The organism is Sphingobacterium sp. ML3W (genome assembly GCF_000747525.1).
Lineage (GTDB): Bacteria > Bacteroidota > Bacteroidia > Sphingobacteriales > Sphingobacteriaceae > Sphingobacterium.
On sequence record NZ_CP009278.1, the window covers coordinates 4,944,966 to 4,965,809 of the forward strand.

Sequence of the window (20,844 nt, forward strand, 5' to 3'; positions counted from 1 at the left end):
TTTCGTTAAAAACCAACCTTCAAACCGAAGCTGATAATTTTGTTCTGCGGGTAAAAATGACCGCTGCTATTATCCGATTCTGGATCCCATATTTTTATTTTGTCAAACGTTAGTAAGTTGATCCCATTCGCATATAACCGAACTGAACTCAAACCCATTCTTCGAATCAGATCTGTAGATAGACTATAGCCCAGTTCAATATTTTTTAACCTTACATAATTTGTGCTTCGTATCCAATAGGTATTATCGGTGGTTGTATAATAGGTATCTGACCGATTTGTAAGACGAGGGTCTACGTCACTTGGATTATCGATACTCCATCGATTATTATAGTTCCAATCGAAGTAATTGCCTATTAAACCTGATACGGTAGGACCTATTCTCCGCATACCTCCAGTAGCTCCTTGTACCAAGATATTGAAATCAAAACCTTTATACTGTCCACCGAGAACCAAGCCGCCCGTAAAAGTAGGTGTACCATTTTTATCCAACCTCACCCGGTCGTCACTGGTTATCTTACCGTCATCGTTATAATCAACATACTTCATATCACCTGGCAACAGTTTTCCATTTTTTAACCCTAATGGGCTGTAATCGACTTTATTCGCGTCAATTGAAGCTTGATCTTTGAAAATGCCGTCATACAGGTAAGCTAAATAAGAATCTGTCACTTTTCCTATCTGCTGCTGATAAGGTAAGGTATTAGCGACATCACTAGAATACTGCACATTGTTTTTCGCATAGCCACCGTTAATACCAATATTATAAGATAGTTCACCCACTCGATCATTATAGCTCAATTTGAATTCATATCCCTTATTAATGAGATTTCCTAAATTAGCTATTGGCAAATTATTTGAAATACCAGAGCTAATGGGAACAACACCTGGATTTTTTGTAAGCACATTAGTACGTTTATTATAGAAGAAGTCTAACTCCAATGCTATTTTGCGATTCAAAAAAGACATATCCAGCCCGAGATTACTGTTGTTCGCTACTTCCCAGGTAAAATTTGTATTTGGTATCGTACTTTCCCATATCGTCTGGTAAATCTTATCCCCAAATACACCTTGTCCTGTATTCATCAGCGATAGATATTTATACTCTTGCAAAGATCCTCCAGAATAAGCCTCCGCACCCATTTGGCCCCAAGATGCCCGTAGTTTTAGATCGTTAACGAAAGCAACATTGTTTTTAAAGAAACTCTCTTCAGATACGCGCCAACCAGCCGATACTCCAGGGAAGAAGCCAAACCGCTTATTGGGTGGAAAAATATAAGATCCGTCCACCCGCCAGTTAAATTCTAAAAGATATTTTTGTTTATAATCATAATTTACCCTTCCATAATAACTTAGGCGCGCTCTATCATAGGTATTTTCATTGCCCAATGTCTGGCGCTCACGATCCCCAAAATTTAACTGTTCGATTAAAGTAGATGGAAAATCCATTCTGCTCGCATAAAATCCATTATTGGTTACTGTCTCGCGGGTTAATCCGATCAGAGAGGAAACATTGTGCCCTCCGGTAAACGTCTTCTGATAAGAAAGCATGGAAGATAAATTTATACTGAGCTGATCCTCGGCAGCTTCACGTAACTGAGCTTTAGGCTCGATCCCTTTTGGCACATAACCTGTAAGTAAAGGAGTGATGCCATCCGCTTCAAAACTTACCTTATCCCAATTATATAGTGTCCAGGGTGTTTCCCACCTTTTCGACCTCCCCCAATACTTGTCAATTGAAGTTGTTCCTGTTAACTTTAATCCTTCTACACCGGGTATCTGAATGTCAATAGCTCCTGTATTCTGCAAATAGTCACGAGTGTTTCTGTCATATCCTGTTGCATCCGTAGTAATAACAACCGGATTGGAGCCATTTTCTTTGTCAGGTCCTGGAAGTCCATTCGGCCAAACGGCAATTTGGGTCGGAAGGCTGGTAGCAAGGAAATTAAAAATTGTACCAGCGCTACGGGTCGGAAAATTACGGGCTTCCTCCCGACCTGTTATACCCAGCCTTACAGTAACATACTTTCCTAATTTGAACTCCAGATTGGCACGTAAATCATATTGCTTATAGAATGTTGCTGAATTCTTATAAATTGCATCTTGATTTAAATAACCTAATGAAATTAGATATTTCAAATTTTCAGTACCACCATTAACCTGTACATTATGTCTTTGCTGAGCTGACCAATTCTTTATCGTAGAGGCAAACCAATCTGTATTTGGATAACGTAAAGGATCAGACCCATCACTATATTTCTGTCTTTCTTCGGGAGAATACACCGGCTTAATTTTTCCAGAAGGTAAAGTATAACTTCCATCTCCCGTATTAAAAGCCTTCCAAACATCGGTCCATATCGCTGGATCTTGTGTATACACACCCGTTACTTCGTTAATAATGGATGTGTATTGTTCAGAAGTCGCCATCTTAGGTGTACGTGTAGGACGCTGTAGACCATAGGAAAAATCATAGGATATTTTTGGTTTTCCAAGGGTTCCCTGTTTGGTCGTCACTAGAATAACACCATTACCAGCACGAGAACCGTAAATAGCCGCTGAAGCATCTTTCAAAACAGATACACTTTCCACATCATTGGGATTTATACGATCAAGCCCCCCTGCTCGCTGAGGCACGCCATCAATCACGATCAATGGGCTCGTATTCCCACCTGACAGGGAATTGATTCCCCGTATACGAATGGTAGAGCCATCGTCCCCGGGCTCCCCGCTGCTTTGCATAGCAGTCACTCCTGGCAATCTGCCTGCAAATGAATTTGAAAGATTAACAGAGGGAGATTTAGCAAGATCTTCGCCTTTTACAGAGGCAATAGCGCCCGATACAACCACCTTTTTCTGCGATCCATAACCCACGACGACTACCTCATCCAAAGTATTTTCATCTTCTTGGAGTTCCACTGATATATTGTTGGATGAAGGTTGCACAGTTACTTCCTTATCTTTATAACCAACAAAACGTAAAACAAGTGTAGAAGGATTTCCGCTAGGTACATTTATACTAAAATTGCCCTCTTTATCCGATGATGTTCCTATAGTTGATCCTTTTAGAACGACACTTACGCCTCGCAGGGGCAAGCCGTTTAATCCAACAACTTTTCCACGAAACGCTCTAGTCTGGAGCCGCTTCCCTCCAATCGAAGTTTCAGCTGAACGCCACTGATTTTCTACTTTCATCAACGTCACATCAAATACAGAAGCATAGACAACCTCGGCATTTATTGATGCCGAGAAAGCCAAAGCAAAAAATGCCCTCTTTGAGATCCTCCTTGGATTGAGTTTAATCCCTTGGATTCTTTTCACCATAGTATAGTAGTTTAAATGATTATTTTGTTATCGTTAATTTAGTATTTTACAATGCTGCCGTCTAAATCTTTGTAAGCTGAATGCTGTAGTCTTGACATTGATCACCAAAGTGACTTTTAGGTTTGTCAATCACTACGATCTTAACTTATAGAATCTGAATACGGTAGATTTTTGGTTATTTCACTGCTAGCAAATGTAGCGGAAGTGGCTTCCAGAAAATGAAAAAATAATACAAAAAAAAGGTAAAATCGTACAAATCTCCTTCCTAAATAACATTGTAGTAAGCTGTAATAGAAGAAAATAAAAAAACACCTCAAAGATATTATCTTGAGGTGTTCTAATATTTTAACTGTATCCGGTCTAGTAAACGCTTATTTCTGAGAGAGAAGCATTTGTTCCACCTGAGTCATGATTGGATGTAATGATAACTTTAAAATATTGAGCTACCTTAGCCGAAGGAAAATTGATCGACTGTCCTCCATTATAATTCAACAACTGAAATTGTCCAATATTTTCCCAGTCTACATTATTTGTACTTGTCAATATTTGAATACCTTTCAACCGGCGTCCATAATCACGCTGTACAAAATTTATCCCATGGATGGTCTTCGAAGCTTTCATATCGACGATCATCGAATGTGGGAATGGCGCTGCTGGTGAAGCCCATCTGGAATGCCAGAATGTTTCGGCATTGTTATCAAAAAGCTTGTAGCCACTATTTGCTGATTCTTCTGAACTAAAGGTAGCTGTCCAAGTAGTTCTATTATATACATCGTTTCTTATCCCGAAATCAATGACTGGTAAATTACTGATATACTTATATGGAAACGAAATTACTGAACGGGAACCATTTTGGTGATTTACCACAACAGAAAGGACATAGTTCTCAATATTTTTTTCTTTTATCTCGCTAATCGGCATACTGATGTTAAAGCTATCCACATCAACTGGTGAAGTCACCCACCCTGGAGCTGTATATCCGCCCGTGTTATTGCTTGGTATGTGGTTGAATGAAATTTCATTGATGGGATTATTAGCTTTTAATCTTCCCGAAATCACAATATTTCCGCTTTCATATTTCGCATAGATTCTTTTGGTGATCAAACCAGGATCTCCATAAAAAGTACCTGTAGTTTCACTAAATAGTTGACCTTTAATAAAGGAAGCTGCACTGGAATGTGTAATGAAAGTCGGCTTTGTTCCGTAAGTATAGTTTCCTCCGCCCATCAGGGAAGTACCGAGCAATGGATCGTTCTTTTCGGAAACCTTTTCTCCCGAATGCCCAGCGTTCAAAGCATGCCCCAATTCATGTAACAATCCACCTATCCATTTCATTGCCTCAAAACCAACAGTTCCGGGCTGTCCAAGGTTATTAGCGTCCATTGCCGGATAATCTAGCGCAAAACAGTAACCCGGCCAGGCACTTGTAGCTCCACTTCCGTGAAAGGGCATCTTTACAAAATTCTGTACCCTATCCGGATCCGTTTCATTTGTTGCTGTCACCACTAAGATATGTTTACTTGTCATGTCTTCCGGATGATTCAGAAAGTATTGGTCGACCTCAGCCTTAATTAAATTATCATTGTAGTCCCAACCATTGCCCTGTGCGGCCTGCCCGCGGATGGTAATAATTTTTACCAATTGCTTATCATCATCCTTAAGCAATCCAAAAGTTTTTTCACCATAGCCCCAATGCATCATCCATTTTTTAAAGAACGCCTGTCCATCGATTAAAATCTTACTCAGTCTTTTTTCATAATCTACGTTAGTTGTTATATCCGATGGTACAAAATATACAACATTTAAATTGTACGGGTGATCAGAGTTGTATACAGTGTCAGTCACTGGAGGGGGATATGTTTCGTCCACTTCCGTCATACTGATGTTTTTACAGGATATCGCAAATAAGAATAATGCGACGATTGCCATTGAAATTTTCATTTGTTTTCTCATATTTATTATTTATTGGTTATAATTTTTCTAACGTGCGAACCAAATTTCCAACATAAATATCAGCTCTAATTTTAAAAGGATTTCTAGCAAGGTAGTCTCATCTTATGCACCAGGTTAATATTAAATCGATTAATTTAACATCTTCAGGATTTCAAAAAGACAAGTGTTAGATTTTAATTGGTTGTAACGAACTATAATAGTTCTTCGTATATAATATAGCAAAGGTATAATCCAACTACTTCTTTCATTAGCAATCCTGTACATATAAATAGTAAAATCGTACAGAATAGGCTGTGGATTTTTATATTTTGCAGCCGATAATCTTAATAAATTCACAAAGCTTAAATCCTTAGGAGAATTCGTACTACTCAATAACTGTTAAGAACAAACTTTTTCACTCAAATAGGAGTAGAAGATTTCGATGGTGGAGGAAGTGCCATTGGTTCCTTAGATATTTTGGCAATACATTTGGGTGTTCACAAGACCAAACATTTGGTTTCTTGATAGCACTATTTCTACCCCATCATTATTCCTTGTTGAGCGGAAAACCAGTATAAAATTTTCCCTCATAAATCTACGAATGAAAACTGCGCTAGTATACATGCCAAATTAGAAAAAATCAAAGATTTTATAAAAAGAGTCAATCACTGCAACCCCATTTGTTTCAAGGGACAACATATCGACTGCACATAGGCTACAGATATCAAACAGATTCTTTATCACTTAATCGAATGAATAGATCCGGAATTAGTACCATTTTTTACAGCTATTGACAAGATCAATAATAAGACAAATAAATTACACAACATTTAAAATAAGGAAATATGTTTATAATTGATATCCGTTGGGTCTTTAAAATACTTTTTAACTTGGCGATTATCATTATTATCGGCAGGTTATTTTACGCACCGTACGAACACAAGCTACAGGGTACCAACCTGGTACATATACTGCCATGCGTTGGTCTGCTAAGTAGTTACCTCTATCTCGCGGTTTGGTTTGGCTGGAAAAAAGGATTTAAAATATTATGCTATGTCGCTGGATATTTCTTATTTACAGGTTATTTTGCCTTGAGAGACTCCTTACCGAAGTGGCTTGATTACACCATAACGGTGGCAATACTCTCTTTAATTGGTTACGGGTGTTACCGCATCATTAAATTCCTGATCAACCTAGTGAAAAACCTAAAAATGAGATCTGAAGCTTACAGGATGCGCCATAAAAATAGAAGAAAATCATGGATCGTCTACAGGGCTTAGGTTCAAACTGTAAACAAGTAACACAGTTACGAGTAACGCAGTAACGATCAGTCTAACTTTAAAAAAGTAACGCAGTGACGAGTAACGCAGTAACGATCAGTCTAACTTTAAAAAAGTAACACAGTGACAAGTAACGCAGTAACGATCAGTCTAACTTTAAAAAAGTAACACAGTGACAAGTAACGCAGTAACGATTAGTCTAACATACTCACCTCATAACCTGATAACGTTAAAAACAGCGATCGTCCAGTAATAGGGTTATTTCCTAACCCTGTTGGTTAAGACGTAAGTGAGGGGTAAGTTTATTAATGGTCGAAAGCATAAAAACAATCCATATTTAATACGATAAAATTGGGGATAAAAGCAAATTTAGTTAAGTTTGATAAAAAATGAATTATAATCCTTGTTATGAACAGATTAGAACCTAGTCAGAATAACTTTATTCTTTATACTACACCTGAAGGTGAGGTAAAATTGAATGTTTTGTTGGAGAATGAAACTATTTGGTTAACTCAAGAGCAGATGAGCCAACTTTTTAATCGTGAAAGGAGCGTAATTACCAAACATATTGGTAACGTTTTTAGTGATGGTGAACTGGATGAAAAAAGCAATGTGCAAAATTTGCACATTAGTGGTTCTGACCGTCCAGTCAAATTTTATAATTTAGATGTAATCATATCTGTAGGTTATCGTGTGAAATCACTAAAAGGTACACAATTTAGAATATGGGCTACAAAAACGTTAAAGGAGTTTATTATTAAAGGTTTTGTATTAGATGATAATCGATTAAAACAAGGTGAAAGTTTATTTGCAAAAGATTATTTCAGAGAATTACTGGACCGAGTACGTTCAATACGAGCTAGCGAACGTAAAATATATCAACAAGTTACAGATATTTTTGCTGAATGTAGTATCGATTATAATCCAAGTGCTGAAATAACCAAAAATTTCTATGCAATGGTTCAAACTAAATTTCATTATGCTATTACAGGATATACAGCAGCAGAAATTGTATATAAAAAAACGGATGCCACTATCGCAAATATGGGCTTAACCAATTGGAAGAATAGCCCAGAGGGGCGAATACTAAAATCTGATATTAGTATTGCGAAAAATTACCTGCAAGAAAAAGAAATCAAACAATTGGAGAGGACTATAACCTCTTACTTTGATTATATTGAAAACTTGATTGAGCGGGAAAATACATTTACTATGGAAGGTTTAGCACTAACTGTAGATAAGTTTTTGAATTTCAATGAATATAAAATTCTTGACGGTAAAGGTGGAATTTCTCATGCTAATGCAAACTCAAAGGCCGAAAAAGAATATGAAAAATATAATAAGACACAAAAAATAGTTTCTGACTTTGATAAACAACTCAAAAGATTAATGAAATAAAATTTTATTAGACAAATTTATTCCATCAACTTAGATGGAGTTAAAAATTGAATCCAAAACCACCTATATTAATATTCCATACTGTAAATCATAGCAACTGGAGTCCAACGAAGCCACCACTTCGAATAGTTCATGATAGATAAGCTTTGTTCTTTATAGATATCATGGATTATCCGCAGACTTTAGGTTCTAACTTTAACCAAGTAACACAGTGACGAAGTAACGAAGAGTCTAACATTCTAACCTAATAACCTAACGAGTAACACAGTAACGATTAGTCTAACTGTTAAACAAGTAACACAGTGACGAGTAACGCAGTGACGATTAGTTTAACTTACTCACCTAACAACCTGATAAAATTAAAAAAATAGCGAACGTCCAGTAATGGGATTACCTAAGCTAGTTGATGGAGTTGTAAGTGAGGGACACTTACAACTACCTATTTATCAACTATTTAAACATATTTATCTTAGAATTTTATTAGTTGAAATATGACAACTGACTTGACCTTTCTTTGATTCAAAGAAGAAATATTTTTAAAAATAATATTGCTATTAAGCAAAACTTGATATTATAACTTAAAATATAAAATGTCCAGTTTTTTATATAAAAAACTGGACAAAATCATATATTTGCAGTAAATAAAAAGGCATGAAAACTACTGAATACATAGCGAATACTATAGATAGGCTTCCTAAAGGATATGTTTTTACCTATACTGACTTTATTACAGAGGTGAATAAAAAGCAGGCAGTCATTAAAGCTTTAAATAGAATGGCTGTTTCTGGTAAGATAGCTAAGCTAGCTAAAGGCAAATATTATAAACCTGAAAATACTCCGTTTGGAAATTTAGAACCGAGCCAGTTCCAAGTGGTAAAAGATTTACTTGAAGATGACGGAAAAACAATCGGTTATCTAACAGGCTATAGTATTTATAATCAATTGGGATTAACTTCACAAGTGAGTAATACTATTCAGATTGGCAGGAATGAAATTCGTCCAGTTCTACAACGAGATCGCTATATTATTAAATTCATCAAGCAAAAAAACACTATTACAAAAGAAAATATTCCGCTTTTACAACTATTAGATGCTATTCGTTACATCAAAAAAATTCCTGACAGCGATGCTTCATCCGCCTGTTTACGGTTTATAACGCTATTGAAAAATCTCAGCGAAAAAGAAATAAATACTTTAGTACGATTATCGCAAAAATATCCACCCGCCACAAGAGCACTTTTAGGTGCCTTACTGGAAGAAATAGGAGTTATGCAATTTCAAGAAGTACTACAGAAAAGCTTAAATCCAATTACAAAGTATAAACGATCAGGTGTTGATCGTGTTTTGAAAGCATCCGAAAAATGGAATTTACTATGAAGTTACACAATGACATAAAATTATTCAGACAATCCATTGATTTTACAGCTCAACAAATGGGAATATTACCCATTTATGTGGAAAAGGATTATTGGGTTACGTATGCCCTTCATTTAATTTTCCAGGATTCAATAGGAACAGAAACCGTTTTCAAAGGAGGAACTGCTTTGTCAAAATGTTTTGGTTTAATTGAGCGATTCTCTGAAGATATTGATTTAGTAGTTTTGAAACAAGAGGGTGAAGGTGCAAATCAACTAAAAAATAAGTTGAAAAAAATAACAAATCTTGTTGGAACCAAATTAACTGAAGTTAACGAAGAAGGTATTACCCATAAAGTCGGAATGCTTAGAAAAATCGCTTATAGTTATCCAAAAACCACTACTGGAAAATACGGACAAGTAAGAGAAAACATTATTGTTGAAGCTACTTGGCTAGGGCGATATGAACCTTTCCACAAAACCACTATTTCCTCCTATATTTTTAAAATGATGGAATCAACAGGACAATATCAACTTGCCGAACAACATCACTTATTACCTTTTGAAGTTCAGGTTTTGCATGTAAACAGAACTATTTGCGAAAAAATAATGAGTTTGGTTCGGTTTTCTTACGGAGAACATCCAATCACTGACTTGCGAAATAAAATTCGCCATACTTACGATTTACATCAGTTATTACAAGTTCCAGAAATTTTAGAGTTTTTTGAGAGCTCTAAATTTGAAGAAATGCTTTTACTTGTCGGAGAAGATGATGTAGCGAGTTTTAAAAACAACAATCAATGGTTAGAACTTCATCCTAAAGAGGCTAAGATATTCCGTGAAACTGAAGAAACTTGGAAGGAATTAGAAAATACGTACACGAATGAATTTGGGAATCTTGTATATGGTGCACTACCAAATAGTGAAGCCGTTTTAGACTCGCTAATAGGAATTAGAGAAAGGATGAAAAATGTAAAATGGGATATTATAATTCCTAACTTACCTAAGCCTGCTGACAAGGATAAAGGTGAGGGATAGAGGTTATCGGCATCATGGATTGTCCGCAGACTTTAGGTTCTAACTTTAACCAAGTAACACAGTGACGAGTAACGATCAGTCTAACTTACTCACCTTATAACCTGATAACGCTAAAAATGGCGACCATCCTATAATAGGGTTATTACCTTAAGGCAAAAGTGAGAGGTAAAAGTTATCGACATCATGGATTATCAGCAGACTTTAGGTTCTAACTTTAAACAAGTAACACAGTGACGAGTAACAAAGTAACGATTAGTCTAACTTACTCACCTTATAACATTAAGAAATGGCGACCATCCTATAATAGGGTTATTACCTTAAGATAAAAGTGAGAGGTAAAAGTTATCGACATCATGGATTATCAGCAGACTTTAGGTTCTAATTTTAAACAAATAACACAGTACCTCGTATATTAAATATTTATAATGAGGAAAGTTTCCATTTTTCAGACAATTTTTTAAGATTGGTATTGCCTGCATCGCAAGTCACCCCGCAAGTCAAGCTATTAATTGTAACTCTGACCGACGACCGCAGTAGAAAAGAATTACAATCACAGCTTAACCTATCTGACCGGGAATATTTTCGATTACATTTCTTGCAGCCCGCTATTGAACTGGGATTTATTGGAATGACTATCCCCAATAAACCTAAAAGTAGTAACCAAAAGTATTTTCTAACAGAAATGGGGAAAGAAATAAGAAATCAATTATTGAACGAAACATAAAAAGCCAGCCGATGAGGACGAAAGTGAAGGGTAAAAGTTTTCGATATCATGGATTATCCGCAGACTTTAGGTTTAAACAAGTAACACAGTGACGAGTAACGCAGTAACTATTAGTCTAACTTACTCACCTAATAACCTGATAACGCTAAAAAATGGTGGACGTCCTGTAACTGGATTATTCCCTAAGCCAGTTGATGGAGATGAAAGTGAGAGATAAGACGATATTGAGAACTAATTATATCATAAATTTAAAATTACAAATAGTAGAGAATGGGAAAACTGAATTTTCCAAATATTAAGGGTTTTTCCAGACGGAATATTTATTTTATGCTATGCTTCAATCGTACTTATTTTACTAGCAACAATATGACTTTGTGCCACAACCTGTGCCACAAATCCCATAGGATAGAAATTTAAGTCAACCAAATAATTTGGTATAAAACTGTTCTTTAACATTCAGATTTGACAAATTGCCAAAGATTTCTTTACTTCGTGGCAAAGGTTCACCGCATGTCACATATCCCATTAATGAAAACGACTTACTTCAACGTTTAATAGACGGTGATCATGCTGCTTTTGAAACAATTTACCACCATTATAAGCAGCAGTTGGCGGTCAATCTTCTTAAATTGCTAAAAGATGATGACCTCGCTACTGATGCGCTTCAAGATTTGTTTACCCGCGTCTGGAAAAATCGGAGCTCGATAGATATCAACCAGTCATTCAAGGCTTATCTCTACCGGATTGCCAAAAATCTTGTAATCGACTACTACCGCAAAGCAGCGCACGATAAAACCCTTTACGACCTCCTGCTCCAATCGACAGATTGGTATAGCCCGATTGAAGAACAGCTCATAAAAAAAGAGAACAAAGAAATCTTTGAATCACTCCTGAATAAACTTCCGCCACAACAGCGCCGTGCTTTCGAACTACACAAGCTAAAAGGAAAAAGTTACAAGGAGATTGTCGAAATTATGGGGATTACCCCAACAACAATCAACAAACATATTTATCAAGCATCACAGAGTATCAAAGAACAGGTACTGAAATCACCACATCTCTTCAGGGCAATTCTGATTCCCGTTATACTAGCTTATCTATAAGGCTGTAATCAAGATTGTTCTTTATTTCATCTTTAAAAAAAAAAAACAAAATCATATGGATACTTTTTCGGAGTCGACCGTATTAAGATATAGTTTGTTCCCAAAGACCGTACAATTATAAGATGGATGTAGAAAATTTATATTTCAAATTTTTGGCAGGAACCTGTTCCGATGCCGAACTCAGATTGCTGCTCGAACATTTTGAAAGCGAGGAGCAGCGCTCCACCCTGGCGTCTAAGATTACGGCAACGCTGCAGGAAAGTACTGAAATTTCGGATCCTGCTTTAAAAAAACGGGTCGATAAACTTCTTGTACAAACTGACAGTTACTTTGAAGCACTCTTGCAAGAATCAAAGCAACCACCTCTAGACCGCAGCAACACGAGTGTCGGAACCTTCCGGTATTGGAAATACTATGCGGCTGCAGCTGCCTTAATCGTTTGCGCTATCACAGGGATTCTGTTCTGGCAACATTACCATTTGGCAGAAAACCGGAATGCAACAACTCTTGAATTGAAAAAATTCTCACCAGGGACAGACAAAGCCATATTGACACTTGCCGATGGAAAACAGATCATCTTATTGCCCAGCGGTCAGGACACCATCAGTAAAGGACGAAGTATCAATATGCTCAACGGACGTGATGGGCTGACTGTAACAGCACAATCCAAAGAGGATAATCCTATTTTGACTGCATTTAATACCCTTTCCACTCCCAATGGCACGCAATACAAATTGCAGCTCGCCGACGGAACCAAGGTATGGCTAAATGCAGGCTCTTCACTAAAATTCCCTTCTGTTTTCAAAGGGAAAACCAGACAAGTAGAGCTTACTGGAGAGGCATATTTTGAGGTAGCACATCGGGCGGATTGCCCATTTTCCGTAACCTTACCAAAGCTAAAAGTTGAAGTGTTGGGTACACATTTCAATGTCAAAGCATACCCTAATGAAAGTAATATTGAAACTACTCTCCTTCAAGGTGCCGTCAAAGTGAGCACGAAAGACCGCGCAGTACTTTAACCTGGCGAGCAAAGTCGCTACAACCAAAGTAATGCAACGCTCAGCGATGCACAAGCCGTGGATGCAGCCACGATAGCTGCTTGGAAAGAAGGTATCTTTTCGTTTAACAATACCGATATCAGAGAAGTGCTCCGTCAGCTCTCCAGATGGTACAATATCCAGGTCGTATTTCGGGGTAAGGTACCCGATCGCAAGTTTAGCGGTGGATTTGAACGACAAGCCAACCTAGAACAGGTGATCCAAATCTTGAAAGAAAGTAATATCAATTGTATTGTCAAAGACAATAAACTTGTCATATACGACTAACTGCAAGAAGGGTGGATAAAAAACTCTCTCGTTTACGAGACGAGAGAGTCGAAATATAAGGCTATCCAACTTGGTGTCTACACACAACAGTGAATTTATAACCCTAACAAAACAAATTTATGAAATTAAAGGATATTTCCGTCGTAGGATGGAAATTGGCTCCCCCCATAGGGGGGGCACTACCGAAAACCAAACTAGCAATGAAACTAACCGCAGTATTTCTACTTTCGGGAACGCTACTTGTCCATGCAAATGCATTTTCCCAAAAAGTGAGTCTCCATCAGAAAAACAGCTCATTGAAGACAGTGTTTGATGCCCTAAAGAAGCAAACAAAATACCAGTTCTTCTACGAACCAGAGGTTCTCAATAAAGCGATACCCATTTCGCTCCATATAAAAGACAGTGAATTTAAGGAAGTACTGGACGAATGTTTTAGAGGGCAGCCCATGAGCTATTCCATTATTGGAAATACCGTTGTGGTCAAACTCAAGCCTAAAGCCGAACAGCGCAATGCGATCATACAAGAGATGGTCGTTTCGGGTAGAACAGTCAATACAAAAGGAGAGCCCCTGTCCGGAATCACTATTTTAGAAAAAGGTACTAGAAATGCTACTGCATCGGATGACAATGGTCATTTTACATTAAAGAAAGTAAAGGTTGACGCTACACTCCTCTTTTCTAGTGTTGGTATGTTATCTAAAGAGGTCGGCGTGAACAACAACCAAAACATGGGCACCATTACGCTAGAGCCAAAAGTTATCCTTGGTGAAGAGATTATCATAGAGGTCAATACGGGTTATCAAACGCTCAGCCGTGAGCGTTCGACTGGTGCTTATGATATTATAGACAAAAGCAAGATCGAGAAACGAATCTTTACCAATGTAACCGAGATTCTTGAAGGACAAGCGGCAGGTGTAAGTGCCTACAAAGGAGCGCCCGTAGTACGGGGCATAAGTACCTTTTCGAGCAATATCGGAAACGATCCTTTGTTGGTCATAGACGGTCTACCTACCGAACGAAATCTTGACGACATCAATGTAACTGATATAGAGACAATTACCGTGCTTAAAGATGCTGCAGCATCATCCATCTATGGGGTAAGGGCTGCCAACGGTGTAGTTGTGATCACAACCAAAGGAGGTAACCTAACCGACCAGAATAAAACAGCGGTACAGTTCACTTCAGACTGGCGCAGGATAGAAAATCCTTCACTAGCAGACTATCATTATGCTTCGACAAAAGGTATCATCGACTACCAACTCGCTACTTACAAACGAAATGCAGATAAAGCGAACCAGTCCGAGCTAGATTATCTGACAAATAACTTGAAAGGAATAGGTCAAGCTGGCTCGACAAGCAATTCTATCAACTATTATAGTCCGCTTCAAATGACCCGTCTCCAATATTTAAATGCGGAAATTTCAAAAAAGGATTATGACAATGCCTTAAGCGAGTGGGCTAAAAACGATTATAGACAAGAATATATGGATTTGGCGTGGCAGACACCTTTTCGTCAGAGCTACAACCTATCGATAAACAGTTCGGGCAAAAGCCAGAGTACTTTTGCTTCACTAAATTATATCAAAGATGGCCAACAGAACAGGTTTGAAAAAAATCAATACATAAAGGGTTATATCAAATCGACACAGGTACTCAATGAATGGTTTTCATTTGATATAGGGTCGGACATTCAGTATAACGGACGTCAAAACATAAGCAGTGTCTATGGAAATCTGAATCTACTCGAACCCTATACAGCTATATTGGATGAAAATGGAGACAAAATCTACCGTGATTATGTGGATATCATCGGTATGCAGGGAGGTTTACATGTCAATCCTAAGATATTATCAGCCATAAATGGTCAACCCCAGTTTGAATCCTACCGCTTTAATATTCTAGACGAACTGAAGGACAATCAGACCAATCAAAATAATTATACCATACGGAGTTTTGCCAGATTAAATTTTAATCTGGGCAAAGGATTTCGCTTCTCTACTAGCGGAGAGTATGAATTTGGCAAAGCAAATATGGAGGAATTCAGATCACGGGATTCGTACTTTTATCGTTTCTTGCGTAATAAGTTCGCCACGAAAGACCCTGCCAATTCAATTATTCCCATTGGTGGACGGATGCAAATGGAGGAGACTTCCAGAAACAGCTGGGTATGGCGTAATCAGTTAGATTATAACCGTAGTTTTGGAAACGATCACCAAGTAACGGCAACAGGTGGACTTGAGCTACGTGAAATCAATATCAATATTCCTACAAATGCACTATACTATGGATATGATCCCATTGCACTGACCTACACGCAACTCAACAACTACGACATATACCATGTGGGGTACCGCAATTCCTATATCTATAACAATGCAACTGGTCTACCAGATGCAGTCCTCGACGGAAATAATATCAAGATCGCTGACTCCGATATGTATCCAAGCCTGAGTGCGGTGAAAAATCGATATGTAGGTCTATATGCGGTGTCTGGCTATACATATAAAGGGAAATATAGTGCAACAGGGAGTGTACGCGTAGACCAGACCAATCTTTTTGGTACCGATCCAAAATACCGTTACCGTTCTTTATGGTCTGCGGGCCTCAAATGGAACATAGCCAAAGAGGGTTTTATGCACGCATTGAACTGGGTTGACATACTCGATTTCAGGGCATCTTATGGTCTGACCGGAAATGTCGATCAGACGACAACACCTTTTCTGGTGGCAAGTTTGAGCAATCAGTCATCCTATACAGCGCAATCCATTCCTTATGCAAGCATCAGTTCTGCCCCAAATCCGATGCTCCGTTGGGAAAAGACGACATCTTATAATGTAGGCTTCGACTACAGTTTACTGAAAGGGAAGCTATCCGGTAAACTCGACTTATACTATAAAAATAGCGAAGATCTATTAGGATCCAAAGAAGTCCATTTTACTTCAGGGTATACAACACAACGTGTCAACTCGGGAGCCATGCGCAATACCGGTTTTGAGATTACGGTCGGTTCGCCGTGGTTCAAGAATAAAGAATGGGTGGTCTCATCCACACTGCTCTTTGCCTACAATAAAAATAAGATTACCAAGACTTACTACAACCCCACACAAGCATCACATTTGGCCATCAGTGGCTACCTCGTAAATGGTATGCCTTATGACGCGCTTTATGCCTACCGCTATGGCGGAATCACCAGCGGCGGCACCGAATATCAGAACGGTGTACCGATCATTGAACGTGCTGACGGTACGACCATGCATCATTTTCAGGAAGACGGCACCTTGCTCCTAGATGGCTCTTCTTCCATGTCTCCACAGGATCTGACCTATATGGGTACCAAAACACCATTGGTCAATGCCTCGCTGATCCAGAACATTCGATACAAAAATTTCGAGCTATCCGCCATGTTCCTCTACTATGGCGGACATAAAATGTATAGACCTAGCTTTGCTTTCAATTCTACCGATGGCAACGAAGACTGGGTCGCAAAGAGCTGGACACCTGAAAATACCAGCAGCACGGTACCAAAGGCCCCTATTTATTATGAACCCAATATCAGTGTCGTTAACCTAGGCTCCTTGGCTGGAATGTATATCCGCTCGACTGAAAATGTTGTCAAGGGTGACTTTATTCGTCTTCGGAATATTTCCCTCAGCTACCACCTGCCTCAAGTATTTCCTCACTCCCTTAAAATTGAAAGGGTGAAAATTACCGGACAGATCAACAACCCTTGGATATGGAGTGCCGCCGGAAAATCCATTGATGCTGAGATACAGTCGTCTGCAAGCAATACGGCTTCACTGAGCAACTGGGCACTACCGACAGCAAAAAGCTACTTCATTAGACTGGATATCATCTTTTAAAGACAAAACACATGAAATTAAAAAATAGTATTTATAGTTGCATCGTCGTCGTCTTATTGACATCATGCAATAAATGGCTTGATCTGCAGCCTACCGGAAAAATCCTGCTGGATTCTGCCGAAGAATACGGCATGCTTTTCGACAATATTACCACATATGACATTGCCGATATTGCGTACATCAGTGACGAAAACTGGCTCAATGCCCAGAACGTTTCGAGCGTATGGGGCGCTCCGAATCTGGCTACTGCAAACTTTCTTTTTCTGACCGAATATGACCGTAGCCTAAATGCAAGTGGAAATTCAGGAACAAATGGGACATCCATGTACCAAACTCTTTATCAACGGATCACAAAAATAGCCAATACCATTATCTACGAAAAGGATAATATGTCGGGAACAACCGCAGAAAAAGCCAGTGTCATAGCGGAATCCAAGATGTTACGCGCATTTGCTTATTTTATTTTGATCAATACCTATGCGAAACCATACGACAAAGCGACCGCAGCTACTGATGGTGGCGTAGCATTGAAACTGGATCCCCTCATCGAAACACAACCTAGTCTGGCCAAATCAACTGTTGCTGAGGTGTATCAGCAAATTGAGACGGATATCAACGACGCGATCCCCGAGCTGAACATAAATGCCAAAACACCGTATCGTTTCAATAAAGCGGCTGCATATGCATTGAAAGCCAAGGTACATCTCTTTAAAAAAGAATACGATGCATGTATTGCTGCAGCGCTTCAATCTTATAAGCTCAACCACCAAACATATGATCTTGTCAATCTGATCGATGCTTCCAACAATAAACCTAGCACACCGATATATGCTACAGGTGAGGAAAATCTCTTTTTTGCCACAACTGGAACCAGCTATACCTATATCGGAGAAGAAATGATCTATCTTTATCGCAATGGTTTACTGGCTAATGGACAGTCAAATGCAGTAAAAGATGTTCGATTGGACCTTTATAAACAACCTGCATCTACGATCAAAGACTATAAACATATGCGCGCATGGGAACCAAATGCAAAAGAGTTTTCGGTCAACAATGTCGGATTGACTACGACCGAAGTGATGCTCATGCTTGCTGAATGTTATGCGCGCAAAGGAGAATATGAACGCACCAAGCAATATCTCAAACCTTACTTACAGAGTCGTTATAAAAACTACGACCACAACAGTTTCACCTTGCCTAGCAGCGAAGAGAACGTCGTAAATTTTGTCTTAGCAGAACGTCGTAAAGAACTCGTAAGGGGTATCAATCGCTTTTTGGACCTCCGTCGGTTGAATACCGAAGTGGCTTATCAAAAAACAGTTAGCAGACGCTTCCCTGCAGATCCAGTTGCAACACCGAATGTTCCGCAGCAAGACTTTGTCCTACCGGTAAAATCTCCTTTATACATTTTACCATTTCCAAGCAAAGTACTCGAAAATGATCCACGATTAACCTCAAACTCATGGCAATAAAACACATTAGATCCCGTTTTGGCCTGTGTCTTTGCTTGGTACTGTTTGGGATGTTCGCAAAGGGACAGATCCGTTTGGATACCACAGTAGTAAAAGCACTACCGCATATCCTAGGCTGGAAAGATAACGAGCATTATATCCAATCAAAATACATAGGAAAACAACAACATTTGACAGTCATTGCTAGTAAAACTGGAAAAGTAACTGCGGAAGATTCCACAACAAATAGCAACACACGGAGCACTGCAGAACCTGAACCCCTAAAGATAAAAGGTGCTATCCTGCCGCTGCTATCACCAGATAAAAAATGGATAGCTTATCTGAAGAATAATAACCTGTATGCTCGAAATGTGGAAACGGATCAGGAGATTCAGTTTACCAACGACGGTACAAGCACATGGATGAATGGCTATGCCTCTTGGGTGTATTACGAAGAAATTCTGAAACGAGATAGTCATTACCGTTCATTTTGGTGGTCGCCTGATAGCAGGTATATTGCATTCTACCGTTTTGATGATAGCAAAGTGCCAACCATGCTGCTCCACAATCCAATTGGACAGCATGGCAGAACTGAAATAACACATTATCCGAAAGCTGGAGATCCCAACCCAACTGTCACCTTGGGAATAGCATCACTTGAAGAACAATGCGTACGTTGGTCAGATCTTGAGAGTGCAAAAGACCATTACCTTGGGACACCCTTTTGGCGACCTGACAGCAAAGGTTTATTGGTGCAGTGGATGCCTCGTCGACAAAATCAATTGCGATTACTTGACGTCAATCCTACTACGGGCGACTATACTTCAATCTACCAAGAGCAACAGGAAACCTGGGTGGACTGGATAAAAAAAATCTATTGGACCAATGAGGGCTTTTTTCTTATTCGAGATTTTTCAGGATGGGAACAGATTTATCAGTACGCACACGATGGACGTTTGAAAAATATCGTCACAAGTGGGAAAAACTGGGATACCCAAATCTTACGGATCGATTCGGGAGAAAAAGTAATTTATTTTACGTCCAGTGCTGAGAATGCTATCCGTACATATCTTTATAAAGTGCGGTGGGATAGTCGGGAACAAAAGCGACTTACATTTGGCGATTATACACATAATAAAATCTTACTCTCACCAAAGGGAGATAAATTCATCACGCAATATTCCAATGCTTCAACACCCACTCGCATCGGATTGGTTGACAGTAGATCTGGAAAAGTGATCGATATAGCCGATTCTAAAGCAGCTCAATTTGATACGACCCGTATTCGAAAAAAAGAAATTCTCTGGTTAAGGACGGAAGAGGGCATGATGCTACCAGCAAGTGTATCTTGGCCAAAACAGATGGTAAAGGGCAGAAAATATCCCGTCACGATCCGTATTTATGGTGGCCCTAAATATTCAACGGTAACAGATAGCTGGAGCACTCCTATGATCAATAGCAACGATGACCAGGCCATTCGGGTAGTTTTTGAACATCGGGGTTCGGGACATAACGGTAAATCAGGGCTCAACTATCTCTATGGTAACCTTGGCAAATGGGAAATTCAGGATTACATCAGCTGGGTAAAAAAACTCAAGGAAAATCCATTTGTAGATCCGGACCGAATTTTCATCAATGGTGGTAGTTATGGCGGGTATCTAACAGCATTGGCGTTAACCCTTGGTGCCGAGCATTTTAATTATGGTATTGCGGACTATCCGGTCACGGACTGGAAACTTTACGACAGTCATTATACAGAACGGTATATGGGCCTTCCAAAAGACAATCCTGATGGTTACCGATATGGGTCGGTAATGACCCATGTAGACCGATACCAAAGTTATGGTCCAGCCATGTTATTGATTGAGCATGGTGTTATGGATGACAATGTCCATATCCAACAATCCTATCAACTGGTGGACCTATTGCAACGAAAAAATAAAAAATTCGAATTGATGATCTATCCAACTGAAAGACATGGCTGGAAAGGTCCGAAGATACCATTCACGGGGTCGGTAAAAGAAGCATTTCAACAAAAATATATATTCAACAAATAAA

General features: G+C 38.8%; 13 protein-coding genes. 11 read left to right on the forward strand and 2 right to left on the reverse strand.

Annotated features, from left to right (window positions below; genetic code table 11):
• Window positions 1-5: 5 nt before the first annotated feature.
• Entirely contained in the window at window positions 6-3,320 is a 3,315-nt protein-coding gene (locus KO02_RS20980; RefSeq protein WP_235212300.1) for a SusC/RagA family TonB-linked outer membrane protein, read from the reverse strand.
• A gap of 360 nt (window positions 3,321-3,680) precedes the next feature.
• The gene (locus KO02_RS23050) at window positions 3,681-5,273 is read right to left on the reverse strand and encodes a discoidin domain-containing protein (RefSeq protein ID WP_051960163.1); all 1,593 of its coding nucleotides are present in this window, start codon (window positions 5,271-5,273) and stop codon (window positions 3,681-3,683) included.
• Between the two features lie 824 nt (window positions 5,274-6,097).
• On the opposite strand from KO02_RS23050, the gene KO02_RS20990 reads away from it, so the two are divergent.
• From KO02_RS20990 to KO02_RS21035, 11 genes are all read left to right on the forward strand, one after another.
• Window positions 6,098-6,532, forward strand: coding sequence for a hypothetical protein (locus KO02_RS20990; protein WP_038701461.1), 435 nt, complete (start codon window positions 6,098-6,100; stop codon window positions 6,530-6,532).
• Between the two features lie 408 nt (window positions 6,533-6,940).
• Window positions 6,941-7,930: a virulence RhuM family protein gene (locus tag KO02_RS20995; RefSeq protein ID WP_038701463.1), complete on the forward strand. Its 990-nt coding sequence runs from the start codon at window positions 6,941-6,943 to the stop codon at window positions 7,928-7,930.
• A 651-nt stretch (window positions 7,931-8,581) separates the two neighbouring features.
• Window positions 8,582-9,307, forward strand: coding sequence for a DUF6088 family protein (locus KO02_RS21000; protein ID WP_038701465.1), 726 nt, complete (start codon window positions 8,582-8,584; stop codon window positions 9,305-9,307).
• Entirely contained in the window at window positions 9,304-10,323 is a 1,020-nt protein-coding gene (locus KO02_RS21005) for a nucleotidyl transferase AbiEii/AbiGii toxin family protein (RefSeq protein ID WP_038703156.1), read from the forward strand. Before KO02_RS21000 ends, KO02_RS21005 begins: the two co-directional genes overlap by 4 nt.
• A 469-nt stretch (window positions 10,324-10,792) precedes the next feature.
• Window positions 10,793-11,047, forward strand: coding sequence for a Fic family protein (locus KO02_RS21010; RefSeq protein WP_144243376.1), 255 nt, complete (start codon window positions 10,793-10,795; stop codon window positions 11,045-11,047).
• A 470-nt stretch (window positions 11,048-11,517) separates the two neighbouring features.
• Window positions 11,518-12,150 carry an RNA polymerase sigma factor gene (locus tag KO02_RS21015; protein WP_051960165.1) on the forward strand — a complete coding sequence of 211 codons (633 nt, stop codon included), beginning with the start codon at window positions 11,518-11,520 and terminating at the stop codon, window positions 12,148-12,150.
• A 122-nt stretch (window positions 12,151-12,272) separates the two neighbouring features.
• Window positions 12,273-13,169 carry a FecR family protein gene (locus KO02_RS21020; protein ID WP_051960167.1) on the forward strand — a complete coding sequence of 299 codons (897 nt, stop codon included), beginning with the start codon at window positions 12,273-12,275 and terminating at the stop codon, window positions 13,167-13,169.
• 57 nt (window positions 13,170-13,226) lie between these two features.
• Window positions 13,227-13,475, forward strand: a complete 249-nt coding sequence (locus KO02_RS23055) for a FecR domain-containing protein (protein WP_051960168.1) — start codon at window positions 13,227-13,229, stop codon at window positions 13,473-13,475.
• A 119-nt stretch (window positions 13,476-13,594) separates the two neighbouring features.
• Entirely contained in the window at window positions 13,595-17,335 is a 3,741-nt protein-coding gene (locus tag KO02_RS21025) for a SusC/RagA family TonB-linked outer membrane protein (RefSeq protein WP_038701469.1), read from the forward strand.
• Window positions 17,336-17,346: 11 nt separating this feature from the next.
• Window positions 17,347-18,807: a RagB/SusD family nutrient uptake outer membrane protein gene (locus KO02_RS21030; protein ID WP_038701471.1), complete on the forward strand. Its 1,461-nt coding sequence runs from the start codon at window positions 17,347-17,349 to the stop codon at window positions 18,805-18,807.
• Entirely contained in the window at window positions 18,798-20,843 is a 2,046-nt protein-coding gene (locus KO02_RS21035) for a DPP IV N-terminal domain-containing protein (RefSeq protein ID WP_081918451.1), read from the forward strand. Before KO02_RS21030 ends, KO02_RS21035 begins: the two co-directional genes overlap by 10 nt.
• Window position 20,844: the final 1 nt, after the last annotated feature.

Bases quoted from the DNA above. Each gene is read 5' to 3' on its own strand.
- KO02_RS21020 (WP_051960167.1), top strand. From the start codon at position 12,273: ATGGATGTAGAAAATTTATATTTCAAATTTTTGGCAGGAACCTGTTCC.
- KO02_RS21025 (WP_038701469.1), top strand. From the start codon at position 13,595: ATGAAATTAAAGGATATTTCCGTCGTAGGATGGAAATTGGCTCCCCCC.
- KO02_RS21035 (WP_081918451.1), top strand. From the start codon at position 18,798: ATGGCAATAAAACACATTAGATCCCGTTTTGGCCTGTGTCTTTGCTTG.
- KO02_RS23050 (WP_051960163.1), bottom strand. From the start codon at position 5,273: ATGAGAAAACAAATGAAAATTTCAATGGCAATCGTCGCATTATTCTTA.
- KO02_RS20990 (WP_038701461.1), top strand. From the start codon at position 6,098: ATGTTTATAATTGATATCCGTTGGGTCTTTAAAATACTTTTTAACTTG.
- KO02_RS20995 (WP_038701463.1), top strand. From the start codon at position 6,941: ATGAACAGATTAGAACCTAGTCAGAATAACTTTATTCTTTATACTACA.
- KO02_RS21005 (WP_038703156.1), top strand. From the start codon at position 9,304: ATGAAGTTACACAATGACATAAAATTATTCAGACAATCCATTGATTTT.
- KO02_RS21000 (WP_038701465.1), top strand. From the start codon at position 8,582: ATGAAAACTACTGAATACATAGCGAATACTATAGATAGGCTTCCTAAA.
- KO02_RS20980 (WP_235212300.1), bottom strand. From the start codon at position 3,320: ATGGTGAAAAGAATCCAAGGGATTAAACTCAATCCAAGGAGGATCTCA.
- KO02_RS21030 (WP_038701471.1), top strand. From the start codon at position 17,347: ATGAAATTAAAAAATAGTATTTATAGTTGCATCGTCGTCGTCTTATTG.